Origin of the sequence: Avrilella dinanensis (assembly GCF_002807015.1) — a bacterium.
Classification (GTDB): Bacteria; Bacteroidota; Bacteroidia; order Flavobacteriales; family Flavobacteriaceae; genus Flavobacterium; species Flavobacterium dinanensis.
In genome coordinates this window covers 1,232,855-1,254,687 of record NZ_NIPO01000001.1, presented here as the reverse complement: position 1 = coordinate 1,254,687, position 21,833 = coordinate 1,232,855, and the positions used below count along the sequence as shown (strand labels likewise).

26 protein-coding genes and 1 pseudogene are annotated in these 21,833 nt (G+C 34.5%); 16 read left to right on the top strand and 11 right to left on the bottom strand.

What is annotated here, in order from left to right; translation table 11 throughout:
* The first annotated feature begins 116 nt into the window (after window positions 1-116).
* The gene (locus tag CDL10_RS05955) at window positions 117-2,516 is read left to right on the top strand and encodes an AAA family ATPase (protein ID WP_100677682.1); all 2,400 of its coding nucleotides are present in this window, start codon (window positions 117-119) and stop codon (window positions 2,514-2,516) included.
* An 88-nt stretch (window positions 2,517-2,604) separates the two neighbouring features.
* Here the strand turns inward: CDL10_RS05955 and CDL10_RS05950 are convergent, their stop codons facing one another.
* From CDL10_RS05950 to CDL10_RS05940, 3 genes are all read right to left on the bottom strand, one after another.
* Window positions 2,605-2,886: a helix-turn-helix domain-containing protein gene (locus CDL10_RS05950; protein ID WP_093363803.1), complete on the bottom strand. Its 282-nt coding sequence runs from the start codon at window positions 2,884-2,886 to the stop codon at window positions 2,605-2,607.
* Window positions 2,883-3,179: a helix-turn-helix domain-containing protein gene (locus tag CDL10_RS05945; RefSeq protein WP_100678664.1), complete on the bottom strand. Its 297-nt coding sequence runs from the start codon at window positions 3,177-3,179 to the stop codon at window positions 2,883-2,885. The genes CDL10_RS05950 and CDL10_RS05945 overlap by 4 nt, the downstream gene beginning before the upstream one ends.
* Window positions 3,180-3,559: 380 nt before the next feature.
* On the bottom strand, window positions 3,560-4,051 hold the full coding sequence (locus CDL10_RS05940) for a DUF3408 domain-containing protein (RefSeq protein ID WP_243389299.1): 492 nt from the start codon (window positions 4,049-4,051) through the stop codon (window positions 3,560-3,562).
* A 499-nt stretch (window positions 4,052-4,550) separates the two neighbouring features.
* Here CDL10_RS05940 and mobA point away from each other — a divergent pair, with 499 nt between their 5' ends.
* Window positions 4,551-4,985, top strand: a complete 435-nt coding sequence (gene mobA / locus CDL10_RS05935) for a conjugal transfer protein MobA (RefSeq protein WP_100678662.1) — start codon at window positions 4,551-4,553, stop codon at window positions 4,983-4,985.
* Between the two features lie 4 nt (window positions 4,986-4,989).
* A complete protein-coding gene (gene mobB, locus CDL10_RS05930) occupies window positions 4,990-6,252 on the top strand; it encodes a conjugal transfer protein MobB (RefSeq protein WP_100677681.1) in 1,263 nt (420 codons plus the stop codon).
* Window positions 6,253-6,833: 581 nt separating this feature from the next.
* Here the strand turns inward: mobB and CDL10_RS05925 are convergent.
* The 4 genes from CDL10_RS05925 to CDL10_RS05910 all read right to left on the bottom strand — a co-directional run bounded on the left by CDL10_RS05925 (window position 6,834) and on the right by CDL10_RS05910 (window position 9,265).
* Window positions 6,834-7,115 (bottom strand): nuclear transport factor 2 family protein, encoded by a 282-nt coding sequence (locus tag CDL10_RS05925; protein ID WP_100677680.1) that lies wholly within the window; start codon window positions 7,113-7,115, stop codon window positions 6,834-6,836.
* 13 nt (window positions 7,116-7,128) lie between these two features.
* Window positions 7,129-8,097: a zinc-dependent alcohol dehydrogenase family protein gene (locus CDL10_RS05920; protein ID WP_100677679.1), complete on the bottom strand. Its 969-nt coding sequence runs from the start codon at window positions 8,095-8,097 to the stop codon at window positions 7,129-7,131.
* 405 nt (window positions 8,098-8,502) lie between these two features.
* Entirely contained in the window at window positions 8,503-8,808 is a 306-nt protein-coding gene (locus CDL10_RS05915) for an ArsR/SmtB family transcription factor (protein WP_100677678.1), read from the bottom strand.
* A gap of 109 nt (window positions 8,809-8,917) precedes the next feature.
* On the bottom strand, window positions 8,918-9,265 hold the full coding sequence (locus tag CDL10_RS05910; RefSeq protein ID WP_100677677.1) for a winged helix-turn-helix transcriptional regulator: 348 nt from the start codon (window positions 9,263-9,265) through the stop codon (window positions 8,918-8,920).
* A gap of 97 nt (window positions 9,266-9,362) precedes the next feature.
* Here CDL10_RS05910 and CDL10_RS05905 point away from each other — a divergent pair, with 97 nt between their 5' ends.
* Window positions 9,363-9,962 carry a nitroreductase family protein gene (locus CDL10_RS05905; RefSeq protein WP_100677676.1) on the top strand — a complete coding sequence of 200 codons (600 nt, stop codon included), beginning with the start codon at window positions 9,363-9,365 and terminating at the stop codon, window positions 9,960-9,962.
* A 196-nt stretch (window positions 9,963-10,158) separates the two neighbouring features.
* Window positions 10,159-10,215: pseudogene (locus CDL10_RS11595) on the top strand (hypothetical protein); the annotation flags it as partial.
* Here CDL10_RS11595 and CDL10_RS05900 read toward each other — a convergent pair.
* The 3 genes from CDL10_RS05900 to CDL10_RS05890 form a co-directional block, all read right to left on the bottom strand.
* Window positions 10,191-10,580 carry a RidA family protein gene (locus tag CDL10_RS05900; protein ID WP_100677675.1) on the bottom strand — a complete coding sequence of 130 codons (390 nt, stop codon included), beginning with the start codon at window positions 10,578-10,580 and terminating at the stop codon, window positions 10,191-10,193. The pseudogene CDL10_RS11595 and the gene CDL10_RS05900 overlap by 25 nt on opposite strands.
* Window positions 10,581-10,755: 175 nt before the next feature.
* Window positions 10,756-11,319, bottom strand: a complete 564-nt coding sequence (locus CDL10_RS05895; protein WP_100677674.1) for a Crp/Fnr family transcriptional regulator — start codon at window positions 11,317-11,319, stop codon at window positions 10,756-10,758.
* Between the two features lie 18 nt (window positions 11,320-11,337).
* Entirely contained in the window at window positions 11,338-12,195 is an 858-nt protein-coding gene (locus CDL10_RS05890; protein ID WP_100677673.1) for a LysR family transcriptional regulator, read from the bottom strand.
* A 74-nt stretch (window positions 12,196-12,269) separates the two neighbouring features.
* On the opposite strand from CDL10_RS05890, the gene CDL10_RS05885 reads away from it, so the two are divergent.
* From CDL10_RS05885 to CDL10_RS05850, 8 genes are all read left to right on the top strand, one after another.
* On the top strand, window positions 12,270-13,253 hold the full coding sequence (locus CDL10_RS05885; RefSeq protein WP_100677672.1) for an alpha/beta fold hydrolase: 984 nt from the start codon (window positions 12,270-12,272) through the stop codon (window positions 13,251-13,253).
* Window positions 13,254-13,348: 95 nt separating this feature from the next.
* Window positions 13,349-14,221 (top strand): helix-turn-helix domain-containing protein, encoded by an 873-nt coding sequence (locus tag CDL10_RS05880; protein WP_100677671.1) that lies wholly within the window; start codon window positions 13,349-13,351, stop codon window positions 14,219-14,221.
* 127 nt (window positions 14,222-14,348) lie between these two features.
* The gene (locus CDL10_RS05875) at window positions 14,349-15,293 is read left to right on the top strand and encodes an aldo/keto reductase (protein ID WP_100677670.1); all 945 of its coding nucleotides are present in this window, start codon (window positions 14,349-14,351) and stop codon (window positions 15,291-15,293) included.
* A gap of 131 nt (window positions 15,294-15,424) precedes the next feature.
* On the top strand, window positions 15,425-15,793 hold the full coding sequence (locus tag CDL10_RS05870) for a DUF4260 domain-containing protein (protein ID WP_100677669.1): 369 nt from the start codon (window positions 15,425-15,427) through the stop codon (window positions 15,791-15,793).
* Between the two features lie 61 nt (window positions 15,794-15,854).
* Window positions 15,855-16,160, top strand: a complete 306-nt coding sequence (locus CDL10_RS05865) for an ArsR/SmtB family transcription factor (protein ID WP_100677668.1) — start codon at window positions 15,855-15,857, stop codon at window positions 16,158-16,160.
* 229 nt (window positions 16,161-16,389) lie between these two features.
* Window positions 16,390-16,716 carry a nuclear transport factor 2 family protein gene (locus CDL10_RS05860; RefSeq protein ID WP_100677667.1) on the top strand — a complete coding sequence of 109 codons (327 nt, stop codon included), beginning with the start codon at window positions 16,390-16,392 and terminating at the stop codon, window positions 16,714-16,716.
* A 262-nt stretch (window positions 16,717-16,978) separates the two neighbouring features.
* Window positions 16,979-17,953: a zinc-dependent alcohol dehydrogenase family protein gene (locus CDL10_RS05855; protein ID WP_100677666.1), complete on the top strand. Its 975-nt coding sequence runs from the start codon at window positions 16,979-16,981 to the stop codon at window positions 17,951-17,953.
* A 75-nt stretch (window positions 17,954-18,028) separates the two neighbouring features.
* Window positions 18,029-18,964: an NADP-dependent oxidoreductase gene (locus tag CDL10_RS05850; protein WP_100677665.1), complete on the top strand. Its 936-nt coding sequence runs from the start codon at window positions 18,029-18,031 to the stop codon at window positions 18,962-18,964.
* 167 nt (window positions 18,965-19,131) lie between these two features.
* On the opposite strand, the gene CDL10_RS05845 is transcribed toward CDL10_RS05850, so the two are convergent.
* On the bottom strand, window positions 19,132-19,491 hold the full coding sequence (locus tag CDL10_RS05845) for a winged helix-turn-helix transcriptional regulator (protein WP_100677664.1): 360 nt from the start codon (window positions 19,489-19,491) through the stop codon (window positions 19,132-19,134).
* A gap of 105 nt (window positions 19,492-19,596) precedes the next feature.
* On the opposite strand from CDL10_RS05845, the gene CDL10_RS05840 reads away from it, so the two are divergent.
* The 3 genes from CDL10_RS05840 to CDL10_RS05830 all read left to right on the top strand — a co-directional run bounded on the left by CDL10_RS05840 (window position 19,597) and on the right by CDL10_RS05830 (window position 21,705).
* Window positions 19,597-20,226, top strand: a complete 630-nt coding sequence (locus CDL10_RS05840; RefSeq protein ID WP_100677663.1) for an NAD(P)H-dependent oxidoreductase — start codon at window positions 19,597-19,599, stop codon at window positions 20,224-20,226.
* Between the two features lie 187 nt (window positions 20,227-20,413).
* Window positions 20,414-20,995: a Crp/Fnr family transcriptional regulator gene (locus tag CDL10_RS05835; protein WP_100677662.1), complete on the top strand. Its 582-nt coding sequence runs from the start codon at window positions 20,414-20,416 to the stop codon at window positions 20,993-20,995.
* A 113-nt stretch (window positions 20,996-21,108) separates the two neighbouring features.
* Window positions 21,109-21,705, top strand: a complete 597-nt coding sequence (locus CDL10_RS05830) for a Crp/Fnr family transcriptional regulator (protein WP_243389298.1) — start codon at window positions 21,109-21,111, stop codon at window positions 21,703-21,705.
* Window positions 21,706-21,833 lie beyond the last annotated feature (128 nt).

Sequence of the window (21,833 nt, the reverse complement as noted above, 5' to 3'; positions counted from 1 at the left end):
ATTCTTCAGATGATAGATTTGGAAGTTCCATCATCTTAATAAATAATTATATTTCATTATATTCGTATTTCATCCATATTGTAATACTTAAATCATAAATTCAGAATAATGCTATAATGATTACGAAGTTCAAATCAATCAATAACCTTGCTGTTTTCCAAAATTTCAATTGGGACACAGCTATTCGCGACGATGGAAATAATATAGTTTTATTTAAACCAATCAACATTTTATACGGACGTAACTATTCTGGTAAAACAACTCTTTCAAGAATAGTAAGAGCATTAGAAATAGGCAACATTTCTGATAAATACGAAAATCCACAATTTGAAGTAAGCATTCAAGACATTGCAGATACAACGCAAAATAATCTAACGGCACACGGAAAGAAAATCAGAGTGTTTAACGAAGATTTTGTAAAAGACAACCTTCGTTTCATTGTGAATTCGGATGAAAGTATTACCCCATTTGCAATAATTGGAGGTAATGCCACCATTGAAGAAGAAATACAAACATTAAAACATGATTTAGGTAGCAACGAAGAAGCAAACGAAACTGGATTTTATCTTGAACTTAAAAACGCTACAACAATTGCAAACACAGCATTACAAGCGTATCAAACAGAGAACAGTAGTTTGAGCCAACAACTAAACCATAAAGCAACTAACAACCCTAACGGAATAAAATACAAATCTGAAAAGTTTGGTGACCAAAATTATAACATCAATAAACTTCAAAATGATATTTCCACTGTTTTAGAAACTTCGTTTCTACCATTAACAGATACCGAAATAACAGAAAAACAAAATTTACTGAATGAGAGAACAAATGCAGATATTCCCACAATTGTAAAACCAAATTTAGATTTAAACACGCTTAATACAAAAGCGAAAGAACTTGTTACGAAATCAATCAGCAGTTCTAACAAAATCGAGCAACTTTTGAAAGATGCTATTCTTAATCGTTGGGTTAAAGATGGACGACAAATACACAAAGATAAACTTGAACAATGTGCTTTTTGTGGCAATGATATTTCAGAGAATCGTTGGAACGAACTGGACAGCCATTTTGACGAAGAATCTGAGAAATTAGAAATAGAAATCAATGTGTTAATTTCTCAAGTTGAAAATTCAATTCGCGATATTGATTCACAACTTCAAATCGACAAAAGTGCTTTTTATTCAAAATTTCATTCGGATTTAGATAGATTAATTTCACTAAAACAAAACATCGTTGATAAAATCAAAATAGAATTAAATCGCATTATTACAAGCCTTAAAGAACGAAAAGATGACCTTTTAAATACTAAAGAATATATTGATATTATTGATAATAGTAAGAGAATTCAATGGTGTTGGGAAATTTTTGAAAAATATAAAAATGAAGCAAACGGGTATAGTAATTCCTTGGGCAGCGAACAAACAGAAGCAAAAAAACTTTTGAGATTACGTGAAGTCTCCGATTTTGTAACAACAATTCAATATTCGAATGCAACCGCAAGAATACAGACATTGAAAGAAACTTCTGAAAACGAAACACAGGGCAAGCAAGCTGTAGAAGAGAAAATTAGACAACAGATTACCCAGATTGAAGATAAAGAACGCCTGATGAAAGATGAAGAAAAAGGAGCGTTGAAAGTAAATGAATATCTAAACAATTTCTTCGGGCATGATTTTCTAACATTACAAGCCTTAGGAGATGCAGATGTTTCAGGCGGTAAAAAAATACGATTTGAAATAGTAAGAAACGGAAAGAAATCACACCACCTAAGCGAAGGTGAATGTAGTTTGATTGCATTTTGTTACTTTATGGCAAAACTTGAAGATGTTGATACCAAAGGAAGCAAACCAATCATTTGGATTGATGATCCAATTTCAAGTTTAGATAGCAATCACATTTTTTTCGTTTATTCTCTTATTAATGCTGAAATTATTGCCAAACAAGAGTTTGAACAAATATTCATTTCTACACACAACCTTGATTTTCTAAAATACTTGAAACGTTTGCCGAGTGCTTTAAATAAAAACCAGAGTGCATACTTCTTGATTACACGAGAAAAAGAAAGCAGTAAAATCAAAATAATGCCACGTTATTTAAAGGATTATGTAACTGAATTTAATTTTTTGTTTCATCAAATTTATTTGTGTTCAACAGCCAATGCTGACGATGAAATCCAACATAACTTATTTTACAACTTCGGAAACAATACACGAAAGTTTTTAGAAGCATTTCTTTATTACAAGTATCCAAATGCAGTCGAAAAAGACGATAAACTAATAAGATTTTTTGGAGGGAATAGACAAGCTTCAAGCTTAACAGACAGAATAAATAATGAATTTTCACATTTAGAAGCATTGTTTGAAAAAGGTATGACCCCCATTGATATACCTGAAATGAAAAAAACTGCAACATTCATTTTAGATAAAATCAAAGAAAAAGACAGTGAACAATATGAAGCTTTACTTTTAAGCATTGGAGTCGAAGTTCTTGCTGAATCAGAAACGCCTCAATCATAAATATTACAGCCCATTGTTTTTAAGCAGTGGGCTGTTTCTTTAATTGACCGATACGGATTATAGTTTCAAAGCATTTATTTAAAATCGGCTAACGCTGATAGTTATTTTCCAATACTTTCACAATATCACTTTCACGAAAAAGGATTTTCCTTTCGAGTTTGATAAAAGGTATCAGTCCGTCATCTCTGTACTGTTGCAACGTCCGTTTGCTGATGTGTAACATCTCGCAGACCTGTTCGCCTGAAAGATAAATTTCCCCTTGCAATAATGGGTGGAAATATTCCCTGATATACAGCAGTTCATTTTTGATGCCTACCACAGCTTCGAGCAGAGCAAGCATATCCTCGTTTGAATTTCCAATCTGTTTCATTTCTTTTGCTTTTTTAATGGTCGCTCTCCCTGCATCAGTAACTCCACTTCGGATAATCTGAAATACGTCTTCCGATTGATTTGCGTTGCCCCAAGAATGCCTTTTGCCCTGTACGTCTGCAATGTTCTTTTGCTGATATTGAGCAGTTGGCAGGCTTCCTGTTGGTCGAGCCATTTTGTTGCCTGTTGCAAGGCTTTGTAAGGTGCAGTTATTTCCGAAATCAAATTGGAAACTTCCTTTACTTCTCTGTGCAGTGCCTTTAAAATCTGAATGTCTAAAACTGTTATTTCCATATCAACATCATTTAAACCTCGAAAATAAAAGCTATTGATATAGGTCATTCTAATGTTGTATCCATTGGCGTTGAGTGGCGGTGTTTTGCCAAATACTATGATGAAATATTTAAAAATGTATCCAAAAAAGAATAAAAAGGTAGCAAAGATAAAGCGGACAGCCACCGCACTGCCCAACCAAAAGCTTACGGCATAATGGCAGGGCAAAAAAAAGGTCGCTTTGGCGAGTTGCTCAGTTGCCCTGCCACCCTTCGGGACTTATTCCGTTTCCTTTTGGTTTTTCCCTGTCCGCCTTGATTATACGGCTTTCTTTTTTTTCTGTTTTTTTCTTTTGGAAACAATTTAAAAGGGAGTTAGGCATCCTGACCAAAGGACGGTCATCAAAACAATGGCTTGTGCTTATCGTTATAGATTTCCTTAATCAGTTCTCCGAACTCCTGAAAGTGGTATTCGATAATGTTGTCCAGATACGCATAAATCGTGAGCTTGTCGATACCCATAATGTTGGTAAGCCTGTTAAATGTTTCGTGGTGTACCTGACGTACATAGACCGATTTGCCTTTGCTTGCAATCCTGTTCGGGATTTTAAAGAACTGTCCGCAGTAATCCTCTTTCGTCAGCTTCTTTGGCTTTGAAGCGGTTCTTTTTGCATTACTTGATGTCGGTTTTGTATATTCCATTTCCGTAGGTTCTTCTCCAGCCATTACAAGCATCATCGCTTCTTCATCTACATTGGGTTTAGTAAAATCGACCTGATGTGTTATTGTCTGTTGTTCCTGTTGGGAATTTTTCTTGTCGTTACCGATAATCATTTCCATAAAATCCTGTTCTTCGGATTGCTGTTTTTTGTTTTCTTCGTGTATCATATCCATCGTTTTTAATATTATCTCAAATTAGCTGTCTGGTTAGCTAAGCAGTCAGTTGTAAATATCATTGCACAATAGCTATTTCATTAACTAAAAATACCCCCAACTTGCCTGCAATCAATCACGCTGATTTGCTGTCGGGGTTTTTGCTGTTCATTTACTTGATTAAGGACATAGCCAATCAGCTAACTAACCACACAAAGAAAATAAAAGCAATCCCAATCAGCATATAAATGGCACTATTTGGCGTTCATTGGCTTTATTTGGCTTAATCGTAAATAATTGTTATTCAGATAGTCTTATCGAAATTTGTAATGGAAGCGACTGCTTTTTTCGGCTAACTCCAATCCGTTTGCAAAACGGATTCTTCTGAACTCCTGTTCAGAGCAAGTTATCCTTTGAGGTCCTCGAAATGAATTTCGGCACTCAAAGGCACTTGCCCTTGCAGGGGGCTGGAAACGGCTCCGAAGTCGCCCGTTTGTGTAAAATTAAAAATGGATTTATTATGGAAGAGAAGAACAGAAAACAGATTAGGAAATCAGGAAGAAAACCAAAGATTGACCCTGCGGTCAATCGGTATTCCATCAACCTGAATGCAGAGGACAATGCCAAATTTCTTGCACTCTTTGACCAGTCAGAAATGAAAGCTATTGCTCATTTTATCACAGCCTGCATCTTTCAGAAGACGGTAAAGACCGTAAAAATTGATATGAATGCGGTGGAATATCACGAAAAGTTGACCCGATTTTTTAGCCAGTTCCGAGCAATCGGAACAAATTACAACCAAATTGTGAAGATATTATACCGCAATTTTTCAGAGAAAAAAGCAGGAACATATCTTTTTAGATTGGAAAAGGAAACCATAGAATTGGTACAAGTTACTAAAGAGGTTATCCGTTTGACACAGGAATTTGAAGAGAAGTATCTGAAAAAAGAGTAGAAAAATGATTGCGAAAATTGGAAAGGGAAGCAATATGTATGGTGCAATTCTGTACAATCAGCAGAAAGTGGACAATGAAAACGGAGCAGTTCTGCTCTTGAACAAGATACCCGACACTGTGGACGGCACGTATTCCGTAGCCTATTTTAATAAGTGCTTTGAGCCATATTTGTCGGCAAATATCAAAACGGAAAAAACGGTACGCCATATTTCGCTGAACCCAGATCCTTTGGATAAGGTCAGCGATGAGCAGTTTACCGAAATGGCTCAGGAGTATATGGAGCGTATGGGCTACGGGAACCAGCCTTATATTGTTTTCAAGCATACGGATATTGATCGCACACATATACACATTGTTTCGACCTGCGTAGGCATTGATGGAAAGAAAATCCCCGATGATTACGACCATCCACGCTCAATGGCTATTTGTCGGGATTTGGAAACAAAATACAATCTGCAAAAGGCTACCGAGCAGGAGCAGAAACAATCCAACAAAGTTTTCAAACCTGTGGATTACCACAAAGGCGACATCAAAAGTCAGATTGCTTCGGTAGTAAGGCATCTGCCAAAGAATTACAGCTTTTCGACTATGGGTAATTACAATGCTTTGCTTTCTCTGTTCAACATCACAGCAGAAGAAGTCAAAGGCGAACGGAACGGACAACCTGTAAACGGATTGGTCTATTTAGCTTTGGACGAGAACGGAAACAAGGCAAGCAATCCTTTTAAAGCATCACTTTTCGGAAAAGATGCAGGACTAACACAGCTTCAAAAACATTTTGAGCAGTCCAAAGAGAAATTGAAAACCAGCCCTGTGAGGTCTGTTCTGAAAAACACGGTTGAACTTGCCATTCATACGACAAGTAACGAAACAGATTTTAAAAAGCAATTGACTGAACAAGGAATTAATACGGTTGTGAGACGTAATCATGAAGGACGAATTTACGGAATGACATTTATTGACCACGAAAGCCGTAGTGTTTGGAACGGTTCGGCTTTAGACAGAAACCTGACGGCTAATGTCTTTAACGAATGGTGGAACAACGGTAGCAAGCCCGAACTGAAAATACAAGATAACCCTGTTCCCAAAACGAATACAATGGATAACCAACCAACGAAAGACCTTTTTGAGTTTATCCATCAGGAGCATTCCCAAAATTTCGATATGGGATTGTTCAGTTTGCTACCTAATGCACAGGGAGTGGACTACGAGGAAGAACAGTTTGCTAACCAAATAAAGAAAAAGAAGAAAGGCAGGAGATTGTAAAACTCTTACTTAATATCTCTTTTATTCTAATTAGAAAAATTACACCAATTGATAAGGGATTTTGTGTGAATAATTTTCTGCTATTTATTAAATATATCTAGTTTCTTTTTGGTTAGGATAATTTTTATACTTTTTGAATTATCAAGAGTAATGAAATATTAAGGGATAACATGTATTAGATAATTTAACAATTGTAGAAAAGAGAATTTGTGAGGAAAGGTTTCGTTATATTGAAATGTAATAAACACAACTTCATGTGATAGTCAGGGTTAAACGTAAATATCAGTTGTTTAAAGTTCTTACTTCCAAAATTAAGCTTTTTTATGCAAGGTTTCTAATAATTTTTCTTGTGTCATTAGCCTACTTACTAAAAATGTTTCATATACGTTTTTCTATAACAATGCTTTCCTGTAATGAATTCTCTTCTAGTACAGTAATAGACAAACTAGTTGTTGGAGTAAATAAATTTATAGTTACAATTTTAAAAGAAATCCCCGAAACAATTACGATCGGGGATTTCTTTTTAGAAACATAATTTGTATCAAATAACAAATGACTTTACGTGGGTTATCATTCCATTTTCAAATATCACAGTAAGAACTTTCTTTTGTATCACCATTTTTTTCAAAAGTTATCTGACCAAACTCTACAACAATATCCTTTTCTGTGATATGATTTTCTGTTGTGAAAGTTTCATCATCATAAGCAGAGCTTATATATTTGAGGGTTTCAGCTTTGCCATTAAAGGCACTTCCACCTACATTAATCCATTTGATGTCTTCAGCACAGTAAGTGATGAATTTCTCATACTCTCCTTCCGCTAAAGCTTTGTTAGCCTCTACAAAAATATCCTGATTGTTCATAACTAATAACTATTTAATTCCCTATTTGTACGCCAATCTTTCCATAAAAATCTGGATCACTATCTCTGAACTCAAGAAGGCTATGCGCTTTACCTATTTCTGCCAATGGGAAAACTTTGCTCAAGACAGGTTTTAATTTTCCTGATTCAATCAGTTTCGTAAGTTCGTCCAATTTATTTCTGTTTTGTCTGGTAAATACAAAATGATAAGTCGAATTTTTACCCCACGCATGGATCAGGTTTTGCGGAATTTCAATATCAACCAAGGTAACGACTTGTCCCATTTGGTTTAGAACCTTTCCACTGTCCGAAAGAGTAGTGCCACCAATTGTATCAATCACAACGTCTACGCCTTTACCGTTTGTTAGCTCTAAGATAGCGTCGATATAATTCTCTTTTTCATAGTCAATGGTATAATCTGCTCCCAATTCTTTAAGAAACTGATGATGAACAGATCTTGCCGTTGTATAAACAGTTGCACCCATTGCTTTTGCCAATTGAATAGTCGGTATTCCTACGCCTCCTGCACCTCCGTGAATTAAGATTGTTTGGTTGATCTTAAGCTGTGATCTTGTGTATAGCATTTCCCATGCAGTGCCTGCTGCTAAAGGAAATGTTGCAGCTTCCAAATGACTTACATTTTTAGGTTTTATACCAATTATCGATTCCTTTGCAACGTGATACTCGGCGTAACTTCCGTTTCCGTTAAAGATTTCCGGAGTATAATATACTTCGTCACCTACTTTAAAGTTTTTGACACCCGTTCCAATTTCTACAATCACGCCCGATACGTCGTGCCCTGTGACTACCGGAAGTTGCAACTCATTTTTATAGTCTCCTCTGCGAACCTGGAAATCCAGAGGATTTACCGATGTTGCCATAACTTTTACTAATACTTCATCAACTCCCGGTTTTGGGGTTGGAATATCTAGTATTTCGAATTTTTCTACCGAGCCGAACTCGTTTAACACTGCTGCTTTCATAATGATTTTATTTATTTAGTTGTTTGTGTATTTATCTATTTAGGTAAAATTCTAATTAAGTTGTTGAAATTTTTTTTAATATTTTTTTTTCAGGATTTATTTTCTTTTTTACTTGTATAATATCCTTCTGGTTTTAATTATGATATTTTGGATAAAACAGTTGGATTACGTTTTCTAAAATCAAGATATAATCACTTTATCTAAGTCTTAAAGAGTTGTTGATGAAGTTTCTACTTATCTTGTTTGTTATACAAATTTATATTAACTCTTAAGAAATGAACGTAGACAAATGTCTATAAGTAATCACATAATTGATTGATGATTATTTCATTACAGAATTAAAACTATTTATATTATTTAAAATTAGGTAATTAGGAGATTTTCTAAATGTAAGATTAAATTTTTTTATAATTCTTCTTTTATGTGTCTTGCTAATTCCTGAATTGCTATTTCATTTCTCTTGTAATACGTCCACTGTCCTTTTCTTGTTCCGATAAGAATTTCGGCTGATGACATTGTTTTTAAATAATCAGAAACTGTAGGAACCGACATTCCCGCTTTTTGTGCAATGTCAGATACACAGACTCCTAATTCAGGTGTATAATTACTCAATTCATCAGGAGGAAAATGATCAAAAGGATCTTTTAACCACGTTAGAATATTCAGTCGTGTCTCATTTGATAATGATTTAATTACTTCTAATAATTTCATACTTCATTAATTTTATTTTTCAAATTTAGGTAATTTTCTAAATACCTACAATTATTTTTTTGAAAACTTTTCATATAAGAGTAATTGACAAATACTATTAAGTTAGATTTTACTCAACCAGCTGTATACTTTTATTATTTTTTGCGGTTTCTGTTCCCCATTCAGAAATGGATTTAAGGATTGGTATTAAAGTCTTACCAAAATCGGTTAGTTCATAATCTACTTTTAGAGGAGGTTTAGTCGTATGAACGGTACGTTTGATTAAGCCGTCTGCTTCCATTTCTTTTAATTGAAGGCTCAAAGTACGTTCTGTTATAGAAGGACATTCTTTTCTCAGTTCACTGTATCGCTTTTTTTCAATTAAGTGAATCAGGATTACTGCTTTCCATTTACCCCCTATGTATTTCATTGTCAAGCTAGTGCTACAAGGAAATTTTTTGTTGTCTATACAATACATTTGTTACTATCATTTTTATCCGTTATTGCAAAGGTATTAAACTATACTTAATTTTGTAGCTATAAAAAATATAGTTTAAATTTAAAAATTAAAAAGTATGAGTTTTTTAGAGCTGACAAAAAAAAGGTACACTACCAAGAAGTATAATCCGGACAGAAAAATTCCTGCAGATAAGATTACTGAACTAAAAGAAATTTTACGATTAAGTGCATCATCTATCAACAGTCAGCCTTGGAAGTTTTCCTTTGTCGAAAACGAAGCCGTGAAACGTGAATTGGCTACTGTATCCTATTTTAATGAACAAAAAATCAATGAAGCAAGCCATCTTGTTGTGTTTAGTGCGATAGATAGCATACGGCTATTTGAAGATGAATTACTAACACATCTTCCCGCTGGATCCCAAGGATATTACAACCAGTTTTTGAAACCCTTATCCGAAACTGAGATAAAATCGTGGTTACAACATCAGGTGTATCTTTCGCTTGGTTTTTTTCTGTCTGCCTCTGTCAGTTTAGATATAGACAGTACTCCAATGGAAGGTATTCAAAGCGATAGATATCGGGAAATATTAGGGTTAAAAGATTACAAACCTTTGTTTGCTGTTGCTATCGGTTACAGAAATTCTGATGATGCTAATCAACCATCCATTAATTCCAAGTCTCGTTTGCCTTTGGAGAAAATTATCCAATCCATTTAAAAAAAGTAATGCAATATATTTTATTTTTAGCTTGGTAAGTACGTCACGTGAAGAATGGCATGTACTTACATCAATTGGTTATGAATTAAACCCCATCATTCACCAAATGGAACAATGGGGTTAAAAGCATAAAGAAATAGAATAGTGTCATGGTAATTAATATAGTAAATACAAAAACATCACATAAGATTTTAAAATCTTATGTGATGTTTTTGTATTTGGTGGTTGTTATTTTACAACCGTAGCTTCTAGTTCAACTTTTAATGTTTCAAACAATACCTTCACTTCCATAGCGGTCAAAGCTGTTTTAATATTGTATTGAGCTATCCATTCCTGAAGGATTGGGAAGTGTGGCCAAAGCTCTTCCATAGAGGTGGTGTAAAGATTTAACCTAACTATGCCTTCACATTCATAGCCTGCTGAAGTGATTACTTCTTCTAAATTAGAAATTGCCAGTTGCAGTTGTGATTTCATATCCTCATTGCTTGATGCGCCATTTGGGTCAATAGCTGCCTGACCAGAACAGTATAATGTACCAGTAATATTTTTTACTTCAACTGCTTGAACATAACTACGTTCATCTTGCCATTTCCACGGATTAATAATTCGTTTTTCCATTGTAATAATCTTTTAAAATGTTAATAATAAATTCATTACTACAAAAGTACGCTCCATTTTTTGCTTTACCTCTTGATGTATATCACAATTACAAAGTGACGTATATCACTTAGGAATGTTATTGTCTGATATAAAATATTTTTAAAGATATATCATCATGAATAATCAAAAGGTTTTAGTATGAGAATCTGCTCAATGTTTCTCTTGAAACACCTAAATAGGCTGCTAATTGGGATTTTGGAACCCTTTGTGCTAGTGCAGGGTATCTCTCAATCAACTGAAGATAACGTTCTTTAGTGTCGGAGGTGAGGGTAGAAAGAATCCGCTTTTGTGCGGCAATAAATCCAAAATAAGCTTTTTCCAGAAAAAAATGTTCAATTTTAGGTAAGCTACTGCATAAACGCTTATAGTTTTCATAAGTAATATACAGTACGTCTGTATCTTCCAAACAGATCAAAGACATAGATGTTTTTTGTTGTAGATAAAACGCTTCAAAATCACTTTCCCACCAATCTTCCATAGCAAAACCAACGATATGTTCACGCGTATCCGAATCTGTATATACTAATTTTAATAATCCTTTGCAGATAAAGTAATGCCTGGACAAATACTCTCTTTCCTGAAAAAGAAACTGTCCTTTTTTATGGGATTTTGCCGTGAACAAAGAGGCTATAAACTCAAATTCCGAATCTGTAAGAGAAATAATTTTTTCGATATGATTTTTTAGTATTTCAAACATTTTAATGTAACGGTTTAATTATGAAAATAAGCTGAGAAATGCTTTAAGCACTGGCGATGATACATTATCTTTTCGATAAATCAGAACAGTCTTTACCATGCCTATCTCTTTGGGCAGAGGGAATGTTTTAATTTTCTTTCCGCTGTAAAATGATGACACTATTTCTTCAGGTAGAAAACTAAAACCTATTCCTGATTCGATGAAGTTAACAACTCCTTCAATTGAATTTATTACCGTTTTGTGATAGTTCATAATGTTGTTACTAATCAGCCAGGCTTCCAGTCGTGCTCTGAAAAAGCAGCCCTGATCAAAAACAATTGCCTTAATTTGATGCTGTTCTATTAAATTATTTAAGCTTTTGATGCCGATAGGTGTTACAGCTACAATACGTTCATCCATGATATGGATCTGCTCCAGTTCTTCATTATAAATCGGTGCTGGAATAAATGCTGCGTCTAGTTTGTAATTCATAATATCGTTAATCAGTGTGTCACGCATGGCAGAAATTAAATCGATATCTACCAACGGAAATTTATTGGCCATTTCATTGACAATTCCGGGACCTTTAAGAGCCATGGTAGTTTCCAGAAACCCTATTTTGATATGACCTTTTATTATGTCGCTTTTTCCAACGGATAATTTGGCCTCTTCAATCAAATTACCGATCTGTTTGGAATAATGCAGCAACGTTTTTCCGGCTGATGTCAGTTCTACTTTTCTGGAAGTTCTCAAAAATAACGCTGCTCCGAATTCCTCTTCAAGACTTTTTATTCTTGCTGTTACATTCGATTGTACCGTAAACATAGCTTCTGCCGCTTTGGTAAAATTACCATGTAAAGCCACTGCCTCAAATAATTTTAGGTCATTAATATTCATAAATCATAAATTATGATTGTTTCAATAAAAATAAATCGTTTTTGATAATCAAATATAACACATAAATTTGTCACATGAAAAATAATATCAACAAAATTCTATTAGTCGTTGCAATCATTGTATCGGCTTTGCTACCAAATTCTTATATTATGGCACAATCTAACAACAACTCAGTAAATCAAGCGGAAAACACCGCCAGTAAAGTTTATTATCGCAAAATAAATGTAGGCGGACACAATATTTTTTATCGTGAATCAGGACCTCAGGATGCTCCTGTAATTTTACTTCTCCATGGGTATCCAACCTCATCCCATATGTTTCGGAATCTTATTCCGATATTGAACGAAAAGTATCATGTGATTGCTCCCGATCTTCCCGGATTTGGCTATTCAGATACACCTGACAGAAATGAATTCGATTATACATTTGATAATCTTGCTGATGTAATGCAGTCTTTTATTGATGAGCTGGAGCTGAAAAGGTTCGCCGTTTACGTTTTTGATTATGGCGCTCCTACAGGATACCGCCTTATGCTAGCAAATCCTGAAAAAATTACAGGATTTATCTCGCAGAATGGTAATGCTTATACAGAAGGGCTAGGCCCTGCATGGGATGCCGTTAAAAAATATTGGGCTAGTAATTCTGTAGAGGATAGAAATGCATTAAGAGGATTTGTTAAGGAGGAAGAGCTCAGATTTCAATATTTTACAGGTGTTACTGACCCCGAACTTATTGCTCCGGAAACGTATACGCTTGACCAATATTTTCTTGATCGACCAGAATCGGATGAAAAGCAACTTGATCTGATTTACGACTATCAAAACAATATAGATTTGTATCCGAAGTTTCAAGAATATTTTAGAAAGTACCAACCTAAAGCCCTTATTGTTTGGGGGAATAAAGATCCGTATTTCTTGCCTGCAGGCGCCGAAGCCTATAAGAGAGATATTCCAAGTGCAACGGTCAAGTTTTACGATACGGGACATTTTGCACTGGAAACACATGTAAATGAAATTGGGAATGATATTCTAGATTTTATGGAAACATTGCCTGATTAATAAAATCAGAATATACACAGTTTAAATATAATCAAGTACAAAATTTGAAGCTAATATATAAATTATGTTTGGTTTGAATTTTGTATTTTTGTGTAATGATATCACAAACAATTTTTCCGGATATTTACATTCAAACAGCTATGAAGCAGAGAGGGTTTAAAGTTGGTAGAAGTAATGTGCCTAAAAGTCCCGCAAGTGCATTTGGCAAAAGGCATTTCTACAAAATCGTACTCAGCATAGGGCGTGTGAATGTTCTTTATGGAGATCAATTGTTGAAGCTTGATGGCACTTACCTTTTTATTTCTAATCCGTACACCCCTTATTCTGTTGAGGTTGTTTCTGAGGTTCAGACCGGATACTCCTGTCTTTTTACCCGAGAGTTTATACAGCCGACAAAACTTACTGAAAGTATGCAGCAATCTATTCTTTTTGATAGAAGTGCAAGTCCTGCCTACAAAATTAATGATGTCCAGTTGGAAAGGATTAGTCAGTTATTCGAGAAGATGATTGTAGAGGAAGCTGCTGAATATGAGTATAAAGATGATGTAATGAGGTTGTATATTTCTATGTTGCTTCATGAAACAATCAAAATGAAATCCGCTAAGAATCGAATATTATCCGTAGATGCTTCTTACAGAATAACAAAACAGTTTTTGGAATTATTAGAACGTCAGTTTCCTATAGAGAGCCTAAAAATACCTTTAAGTTTACATACGGCACAAGATTTCGCGAATCATTTGGGAATCCACGTCAATTCCCTTAATCGAGCCGTGAAAAAAGTAACGGGGAAAACCACCACTTTGTTAATATCTGACCGAATTGCTACAGAAGCAAAAGCACTTCTGGAGTTGACGGATTGGAATGTAGCAGAAATTGCATATGCTCTAGGATTCGAATATCCGAATTATTTCAGCACATTTATGAAGAAAAATACTGGTAAAGCTCCAAAAAATTATCGAAAAAGTTAGATTGAAATTTATACTTTTTGGTTTGAAAAGTATACAACCGAAACTTAGTTAGTACCTACCTTTGCTTATCTGTTGGGATGAATTGTACTCAACACATGATAACAATATAAATTAAACTGAGTATATTATGGAAAAAAGAAAGTTAGGACTTAGCGGTCCTGAGGTATCGGTTATTGGTTTGGGATGTATGAATATGAGCCACGGATATGGTAACAATGTAGAACAAAAAGACATGATTAAGCTTATACATTATGCTTTAGATCATGGGGTAACTATGTTTGATACAGCAGAAATGTATGGACCGTTTACAAATGAAGAGCTCTTAGGAGATGCTTTTAAGGACAAACAAGGACAGGCCATTATTGCTACCAAATTTGGATTTGACTATGACCCAAAAACAAATGATATCTTGGGGTTAAGCAGCCATCCGGATCATATCAGAAAAAGTGTCGAAGGTTCTTTGAGACGACTTAAAACAGATCGTATCGATTTACTTTATCAGCATAGGGTTGATCCTAATGTGCCAATGGAAGATGTTGCCGGTACGGTCAAAGAACTTATTAACGAGGGAAAGGTAGGTTATTTTGGACTTTCTGCAGCCGATGAAGATAGTATCAGAAAGGCTCACGCAGTTCATCCTGTTACGGTATTACAAAGTGAATATTCTTTGTGGAGTCGTGATATAGAGAAAGCCATTTTCCCGACATTGAAAGAATTGGGTATCGGATTCGTAGCTTATGGACCTCTTGGTCATGGACTCCTGACAGGTAAAATCGATGCTACCACCAAGTTTGCAGTCAATGATATTAGGAATCGTTTCCCTCAGTTTTCAGAAGAAAGCCGAAAAAAGAATCAATCTGTTTTTTCATTATTTTCCGAGTTTGCAGCAACGAAAGAAATCACTCCTGCTCAATTGGCCTTAGCTTGGATCATCAACAAACATTCTGAATTTGTGCCAATTCCCGGGACGACTAAACTTGCCCGACTGGAGGAGAATATCGATGCTGCTCAGGTGATATTATCACAAGAGGAGATTAGCCAAATTGAGCAAATAGTGCAAGTGAACAATTAAGCAAGTAATAAATCGGGATAATGATCAAATAGTCATCGTGTAAATATCAACTTGTCGACTTATGTCATCGTTTTAAACCGAACAGCAATAGTAATATTGCTGTTCGGTTTAAAAATATAGAAAGAGGTATCATGAAAAACTTATTAAAATTGGAAGAAATTGCAATATTTCTATTCTGCATTTTCTTATTTAGCAAATTAAATTTTGCGTGGTGGTGGTTTCCTGCACTATTGCTATTGCCTGACATCGGTATGATTGGGTATGTTGTAAATCCTAAAATTGGGGCATTCACATATAACTTTACACATCATCGTTTGATAGCGATAATAATTGCTTTTTATGCTATTAGTTATGGAAATGAGTATTGGAAACTTTTTGCTATTATACTTTTTGCACACATTTCTTTTGACAGAATTTTGGGATATGGCTTGAAATATAATGACAGTTTCCAGAATACTCATTTAGGAATTATTGGAAGAAAAAAAAGAGATAGTCTTTAGTAAAATAATAAAATTTTGTTAAACATTTGTAGGTATTTAGGAAATTACCTAAATTTGCAGTATGAATTTATTAGAGATCATAAAGGCGTTATCAAACGAAACACGTTTAAATATTCTGGAATGGTTAAAAGACCCATTTAATCATTTTCCCAAAGAGGAATTAACTGAATATATACCCGATTTAGGTGTCTGTGTGTCTGATATTGCTAAAAAAGCTGGTATGTCTATTCCTACTGTTTCAGATTATTTAAAAACAATGTCATCAGCCAATATTTTGATTGCTACACGCAAGGGACAGTGGACGTATTATAAAAGAAACGAAAAATCTATTCAGGATTTATCTGAGTATATAAAAGACAGGTTATAAAAAAATTTAGGCTATAATTTAGGTGTTTACCTAATTATACAATTCTATAAAAACTGAAGCAATAATAGCGTCATTCTACAAAAGCAAAAAAATATAAAAAATGTATATGTGTGAGAGCAATAATGATATAAGAATTTGGTTAGGGAGGTGAATATGAATTATTATAATTTTTCAATCTTTAAATTGACGTACAAATAGATAGTTAAACAGTTATTAATAAAGATCAGATATGAATCAGGAAATTTTTATAAAGGCGAACAAAGCTTTAGCAGAAGGAAATTATGATGAATTTATTGCCTACTGTACCGAAGATATGAAATGGGAAAATGTTGGTAAAGATACGTTCAGTGGAAAGGATGAAGTTCTTAGATATATAAGTTCGGTTTATAATGGAATAACTTTCACAACCGAAAATCAGATTATTGAAAATGACTTCATCGTTGAGCTTGGTAAGATCGTATTTGAAATTGACGGGGAATCAAAAAAGAGTTCCTATTGTGACATTTGGAATTTTAGAAACGGATTAATTAGTCAAGTAACTTCGTTTGTGATTTGAGAAAACTGGATGAAAAAATGAATCAGTCTTGAGCCATATAAGCTTATAAGTAGTCTTTTGATGATTCTTTTAATTTTTTCAGTGCTTGAGTAATTAATTGTAGATGTTTATCTACGTTTTATCCTCGCAAGTTCATCTAAATTTATAAAAACGTAAAAAGAAACCTTTAATAAAAAAGAAATGTAAAAGATCTGGGTAGTAATTATAAAAATCACTTAATAATTAACACCCATACAAAAAAATAATTTAAAATGTTATAATTATGAAAGCAGCAGTATTAAATGAATTTGGCTCGGTAGAGAAATTCGAACTATTAGAAGTACCAACCCCAAAACCGGGAGTTGACGAAGTACTAGTAAAAGTAATGGCAACTTCAGTGAACCCATTGGATTTCCAGGTAAGACGAGGGGATTATAAAAATGAGTTACAGCTTCCGGTCATTACCGGTCATGATGTGTCTGGAGTGATTGTAGAAGTCGGTACAGGTGTCAAAAATTTTAAAGTTGGCGACGAGGTATACTATACTCCTGAAATCTTTAACGGGAATGGAAGCTATGCAGAATATCATGTTGCCAAAGAGTCCATCATCGGTATCAAACCTAAAAATGTAAGCCACTTGGAAGCCGCAACATTTCCTTTGGCAGCTGGTACAGCTTGGGAAATGCTTTATACCAGAGCACAACTTAAGATTAATCAAACGATTTTGATACACGGTGGTGCAGGTGGTGTGGGAATACCAACTATTCAAATAGCAAAGGCAATGGGAGCAACCGTTTATACAACAGCAAAGTCCGTTCATCATGATTTTCTAAAAAGTTTGGGTGCGGATTATACCATTGATTATGAAAAAGAAAATTATATCGATGCAATTTTAGAGCTAACCAATAATAAAGGTGTAGACGTTGTAATTGATACAATAGGCGGTAGCACACTTTCGGACAGTGGTAAGGTTTTAAGTCAAATGGGACAGGTTGTAACCTTAGTTGATATTGAACAGCCGCAAAACCTGATCCATGCGTGGGGGAAAAATGCCACTTACCATTTTGTATTTACCAGACAGAACAGAAACAAATTGGATGAGCTTACTAAGCTGGTAGAATCAGGAAAGCTGAAAGCTGTGGTGAACAAAGTATTTCCATTGTCGGAAATAAGCAAAGCTCATAGTTTGTTGGAATACAGAACAGGGGGTGAAAATTTCTATGGTAAAATAGGAATAGAGGTTGAAAAAGAACTATAAGAATTTTCAAAAAAATAAAAGGTCAATCGGTAGGCAGAATTGTTTTCTGTTTACCGTTAATTTAAAAACATAAAAATGAAAGCAATTGTCTTAAAAACACCAGGCGGTGTAGAAAACTTAGTTATTCAAGATTTAGATAAACCGATTATCAAATCTGGAGAAGTACTCATTCAGGTTAAAGCAATAAGTATTAATCCTGTCGATATAAAAACCCGTAATGGAAAAGGAATATATGGACGGATAAAAGATGAAAAACCTCTCATTTTAGGATGGGATATCTCGGGCATGGTTGTAGAAAGCCAAGATGCTAAATTTCAAATTGGGGATGAGGTATTCGGAATGGTAAATTTCCCGGGACATGGAAAGGCGTATGCAGAATATGTAGCAGCTCCGGCTTTGCACCTTGCGCGTAAACCTCAAAATATTTCCCATGAAGAAGCAGCTGCGACAACTTTGGTTGCCTTGACTGCCTGGCAAGCTCTTGTAACAAATGCCAATGTGCAGAAAGGTCAAAAAGTACTTATCCATGCAGCTTCGGGAGGAGTAGGACATATTGCAGTTCAGATTGCGAAACATTTGGGTGCTATTGTAGTTGGTACGTCATCTGCTAAAAACAAGGATTTTGTATTGAGTCTTGGAGCTGATGCACATATTGATTACCACGATTACGATTGGGCTAATCACCCAAGGGAATTTGATTTTGTTCTTGATACCATTGGAGGGGACAACATAGACAACTCTCTTGAAGTGACCAAGGAAGGCGGAAGCATCATTAGTATTCCTACCGGGCTGAATGAGGAAGTAACCGCGAAAGCAGCCTCTAAAGGAGTGACAGGTTATTTCATTCTGGTACAATCTAATGGAGATGATACGGAAAAAATTGCTAAGCTTTTGGAGAAAGGAATTATAAAACCTTATATTTTCAAAGCCTATGGTTTTGACCAAATACAAGAAGCTCATTTACAACAAGAAACCGGTAGAACTGTCGGTAAATTGATCATTACCGTATAAAATTGAAGAAATATGGTTTCTTAGGGTTTTGATGGTGGAAAAAGAATAAACAAAAATTATTAATTAAGAATAACCAAAGGGGTATGGAGCAATTCCCCTCCAGCCCCAATAAGAACTATGTGATTCGTTAGGCTCAAGTAATATCGGTTATTACAAATGGATTTTAATTATCCAATAATCTGCTTCCGATGGTTTACACCCCAATCGGCTATGCTAAGGGTGAGGGGTTTTAAAGTTTCGCCGTATTCGGTAAGTTGATATTGAACGGTAATGGGGTGCGTATTTAAAACTTCTCGAACAATAAGTTGATTCATTTCAAGTTCTTTAAGTTCCCGGCTGAGCATTTTTCCGGAAATACCTTCTACTTCCCTTAGTAACTCTGAATAGCGCATAGGGTAAAATGATAAACAGGAAATAATAGATATTTTCCATTTGCCACCAATAACATCCAGGGTATCATGTATCGCTCTGATATTATGTTTACACATCTTATTGATTTCTTTTGTTGTTGTCTTTTTCGTTTCCATGTACTGAATTTATTAATGGTTACCCAAATGTCACTATTACTTTTTGTCACAAAGATACAAATTGTCACTTATATGATATAGCTTTGCAATATAAAATTAAAAAAAATGGATTTAATACAAGATTTAAACTGGCGATATGCTACAAAAAGCTATAGCAACAAAAAAATAAGCAACGAAAAATTAGACTTTATCTTAGAAGCTACTAATCTATCAGCTTCTTCTGTAGGATTGCAGCCATATCGTATATTATCTATTGATAATGCGGAACTGAAGACAAAACTAGGAGCTAATTCTTTTAACAAACAAATAGCTCAATCCTCTCATCTATTAGTATTTGCCGCATACAATAAGGTTACTACCCAACATGTGCGAGATTTAGTAAAATTAACGGCAGATAAACAAGGGGTTACGATAGAATCTCTAGATGGATTATTCACGGCTGCTGATACACATTTTAAAAGTAGAAGCGACGAAGAAAACAAACTTTGGGCAGAAAGACAGACCTATATCGCATTGGGTACAGCATTGATCGCAGCAGCAAACGCCAAAGTCGATGCTACACCAATGGAAGGTTTTGATGCAGAATTATTTGATGAATTATTAGGGTTAAAAGAAAGAGATTTACACAGTGTTGTAATACTTTCTTTAGGGTATCGCGATGAAGCTACTGATTACTTGGCTAATCGCCCAAAAGTGAGAATACCTGTAGAAGAGATGGTAACAAAGATCAGTTAAATATAGTAGCAGCCTAAGTTTTCCAAGAAGCTTAGGCTCTCTATATGTTGTTATTTAATACACAAATATGACTCAGTTAGACATTCTGAATGGATAAATATTTAGATATATTAAGCAGATAAGGCCTTATAAACTAGGAGAAAATAAAAAAAAGCACTAACTTTGAAAGCATCTCAAATAGTTATATATGCATCCGCTTTTCAACTATATTAACGAATATGCATCAACTTTAATTTCAGAAGAAGATTTTAAAGTGTTAAGGAGTCATTTTGTTGAAAAAGAGATATGTAAAAAACAATATTTGCTTGAAGAGGGAGAGGTATGTGAAAACTTCGCATTTATTATAAAGGGCTCTATGCGTAAATACTATACAGATGAAAAAGGTATTGAACATGTTGTTAGTTTGTACGTAGAAAATTGGTGGGCTGGTGATCGCGAGAGTTTTGTAATGCTTACCCCCAGCAAATACAACATACAAGCCTTAGAAGATTGTGAAGTGCTTCTCATTACTCTAGAAAACAAGTTGAGATTAACAGAATTGTTTTCTTCTTTCAAGGAGATGTTATTGAAACTGGATGAAAAGAACAATATTGCAACACAAAAAAGAATCACCTCTTCGATTAGTTCCACAGCAGAGAAGCGGTATATAGATTTGGTTAAACGATATCCTCATTTTATTCAACGCTTTCCTCAACACCTTATTGCTTCTTATTTAGGTATTACTAAAGATACATTAAGTCGGGTACGTAGAAAAATGCTGAAAAAGTAGGTTTCAGCTCAAGCTTGTTTTTGTATTTCCTAGACATTTGTCTACGTTATCTTCTCTGTGTTTGATGTAGTTTTGTTTTTCTTAGACTAAAAAATCAAAACAAAAAATAGACATTGAATATTCAATTCATTCATATGCATCAACTATTTCATTATATTAACAAATATGCTATAATTTCTCAAGAAGATTTTAAAGTATTCTTAAGTCACTTTGTTCAAAAGAAAATACCCAAAAAGCAATATTTCCTTGAAGAAGGAGAAATTTGCAGGCACATGGCATTTATCGTGAAAGGGGCTATGCGTCAATATTATATAGATGAAAAAGGCGTTGAGCGTATAGTTAATTTATATGTTGAAAATTGGTGGGCTGCTGATTTTGAGAGTTTTGTTATGCATACGCCCAGTATTTACTCCATAGACGCTTGGGAAGATTGTGAAGTGTTACTCATTTCTAGAGAGAATACGTTAAAATTACGTAATCAATGCCCTGCGTTTAATGAACTACTATTAAGGCTCGATGAGCTAAATAGAATTACAACCCAAAAAAGAATCACTTATTCTATAAGTTATACTGCTGAGGTTCGTTATAAATATTTTATTGATAGTTTTCCATATTTTGTTAAACGCTTTCCTCAACACATCATTGCTTCTTATCTGGGAATTACTAAAGACACGCTAAGCCGTGTACGTAAAAAAATGCTTGAAAAGTAAGTGTTTTTGATTAAAATATTTGTTTATTGTTTTTTTGTAATGGATGAATTCAAAGGAATGAGTGGAAACAATTATATATCCAGCCAAAAAAAGTTTTCATTGTTCCAGACACTAAAACAAAATATTTT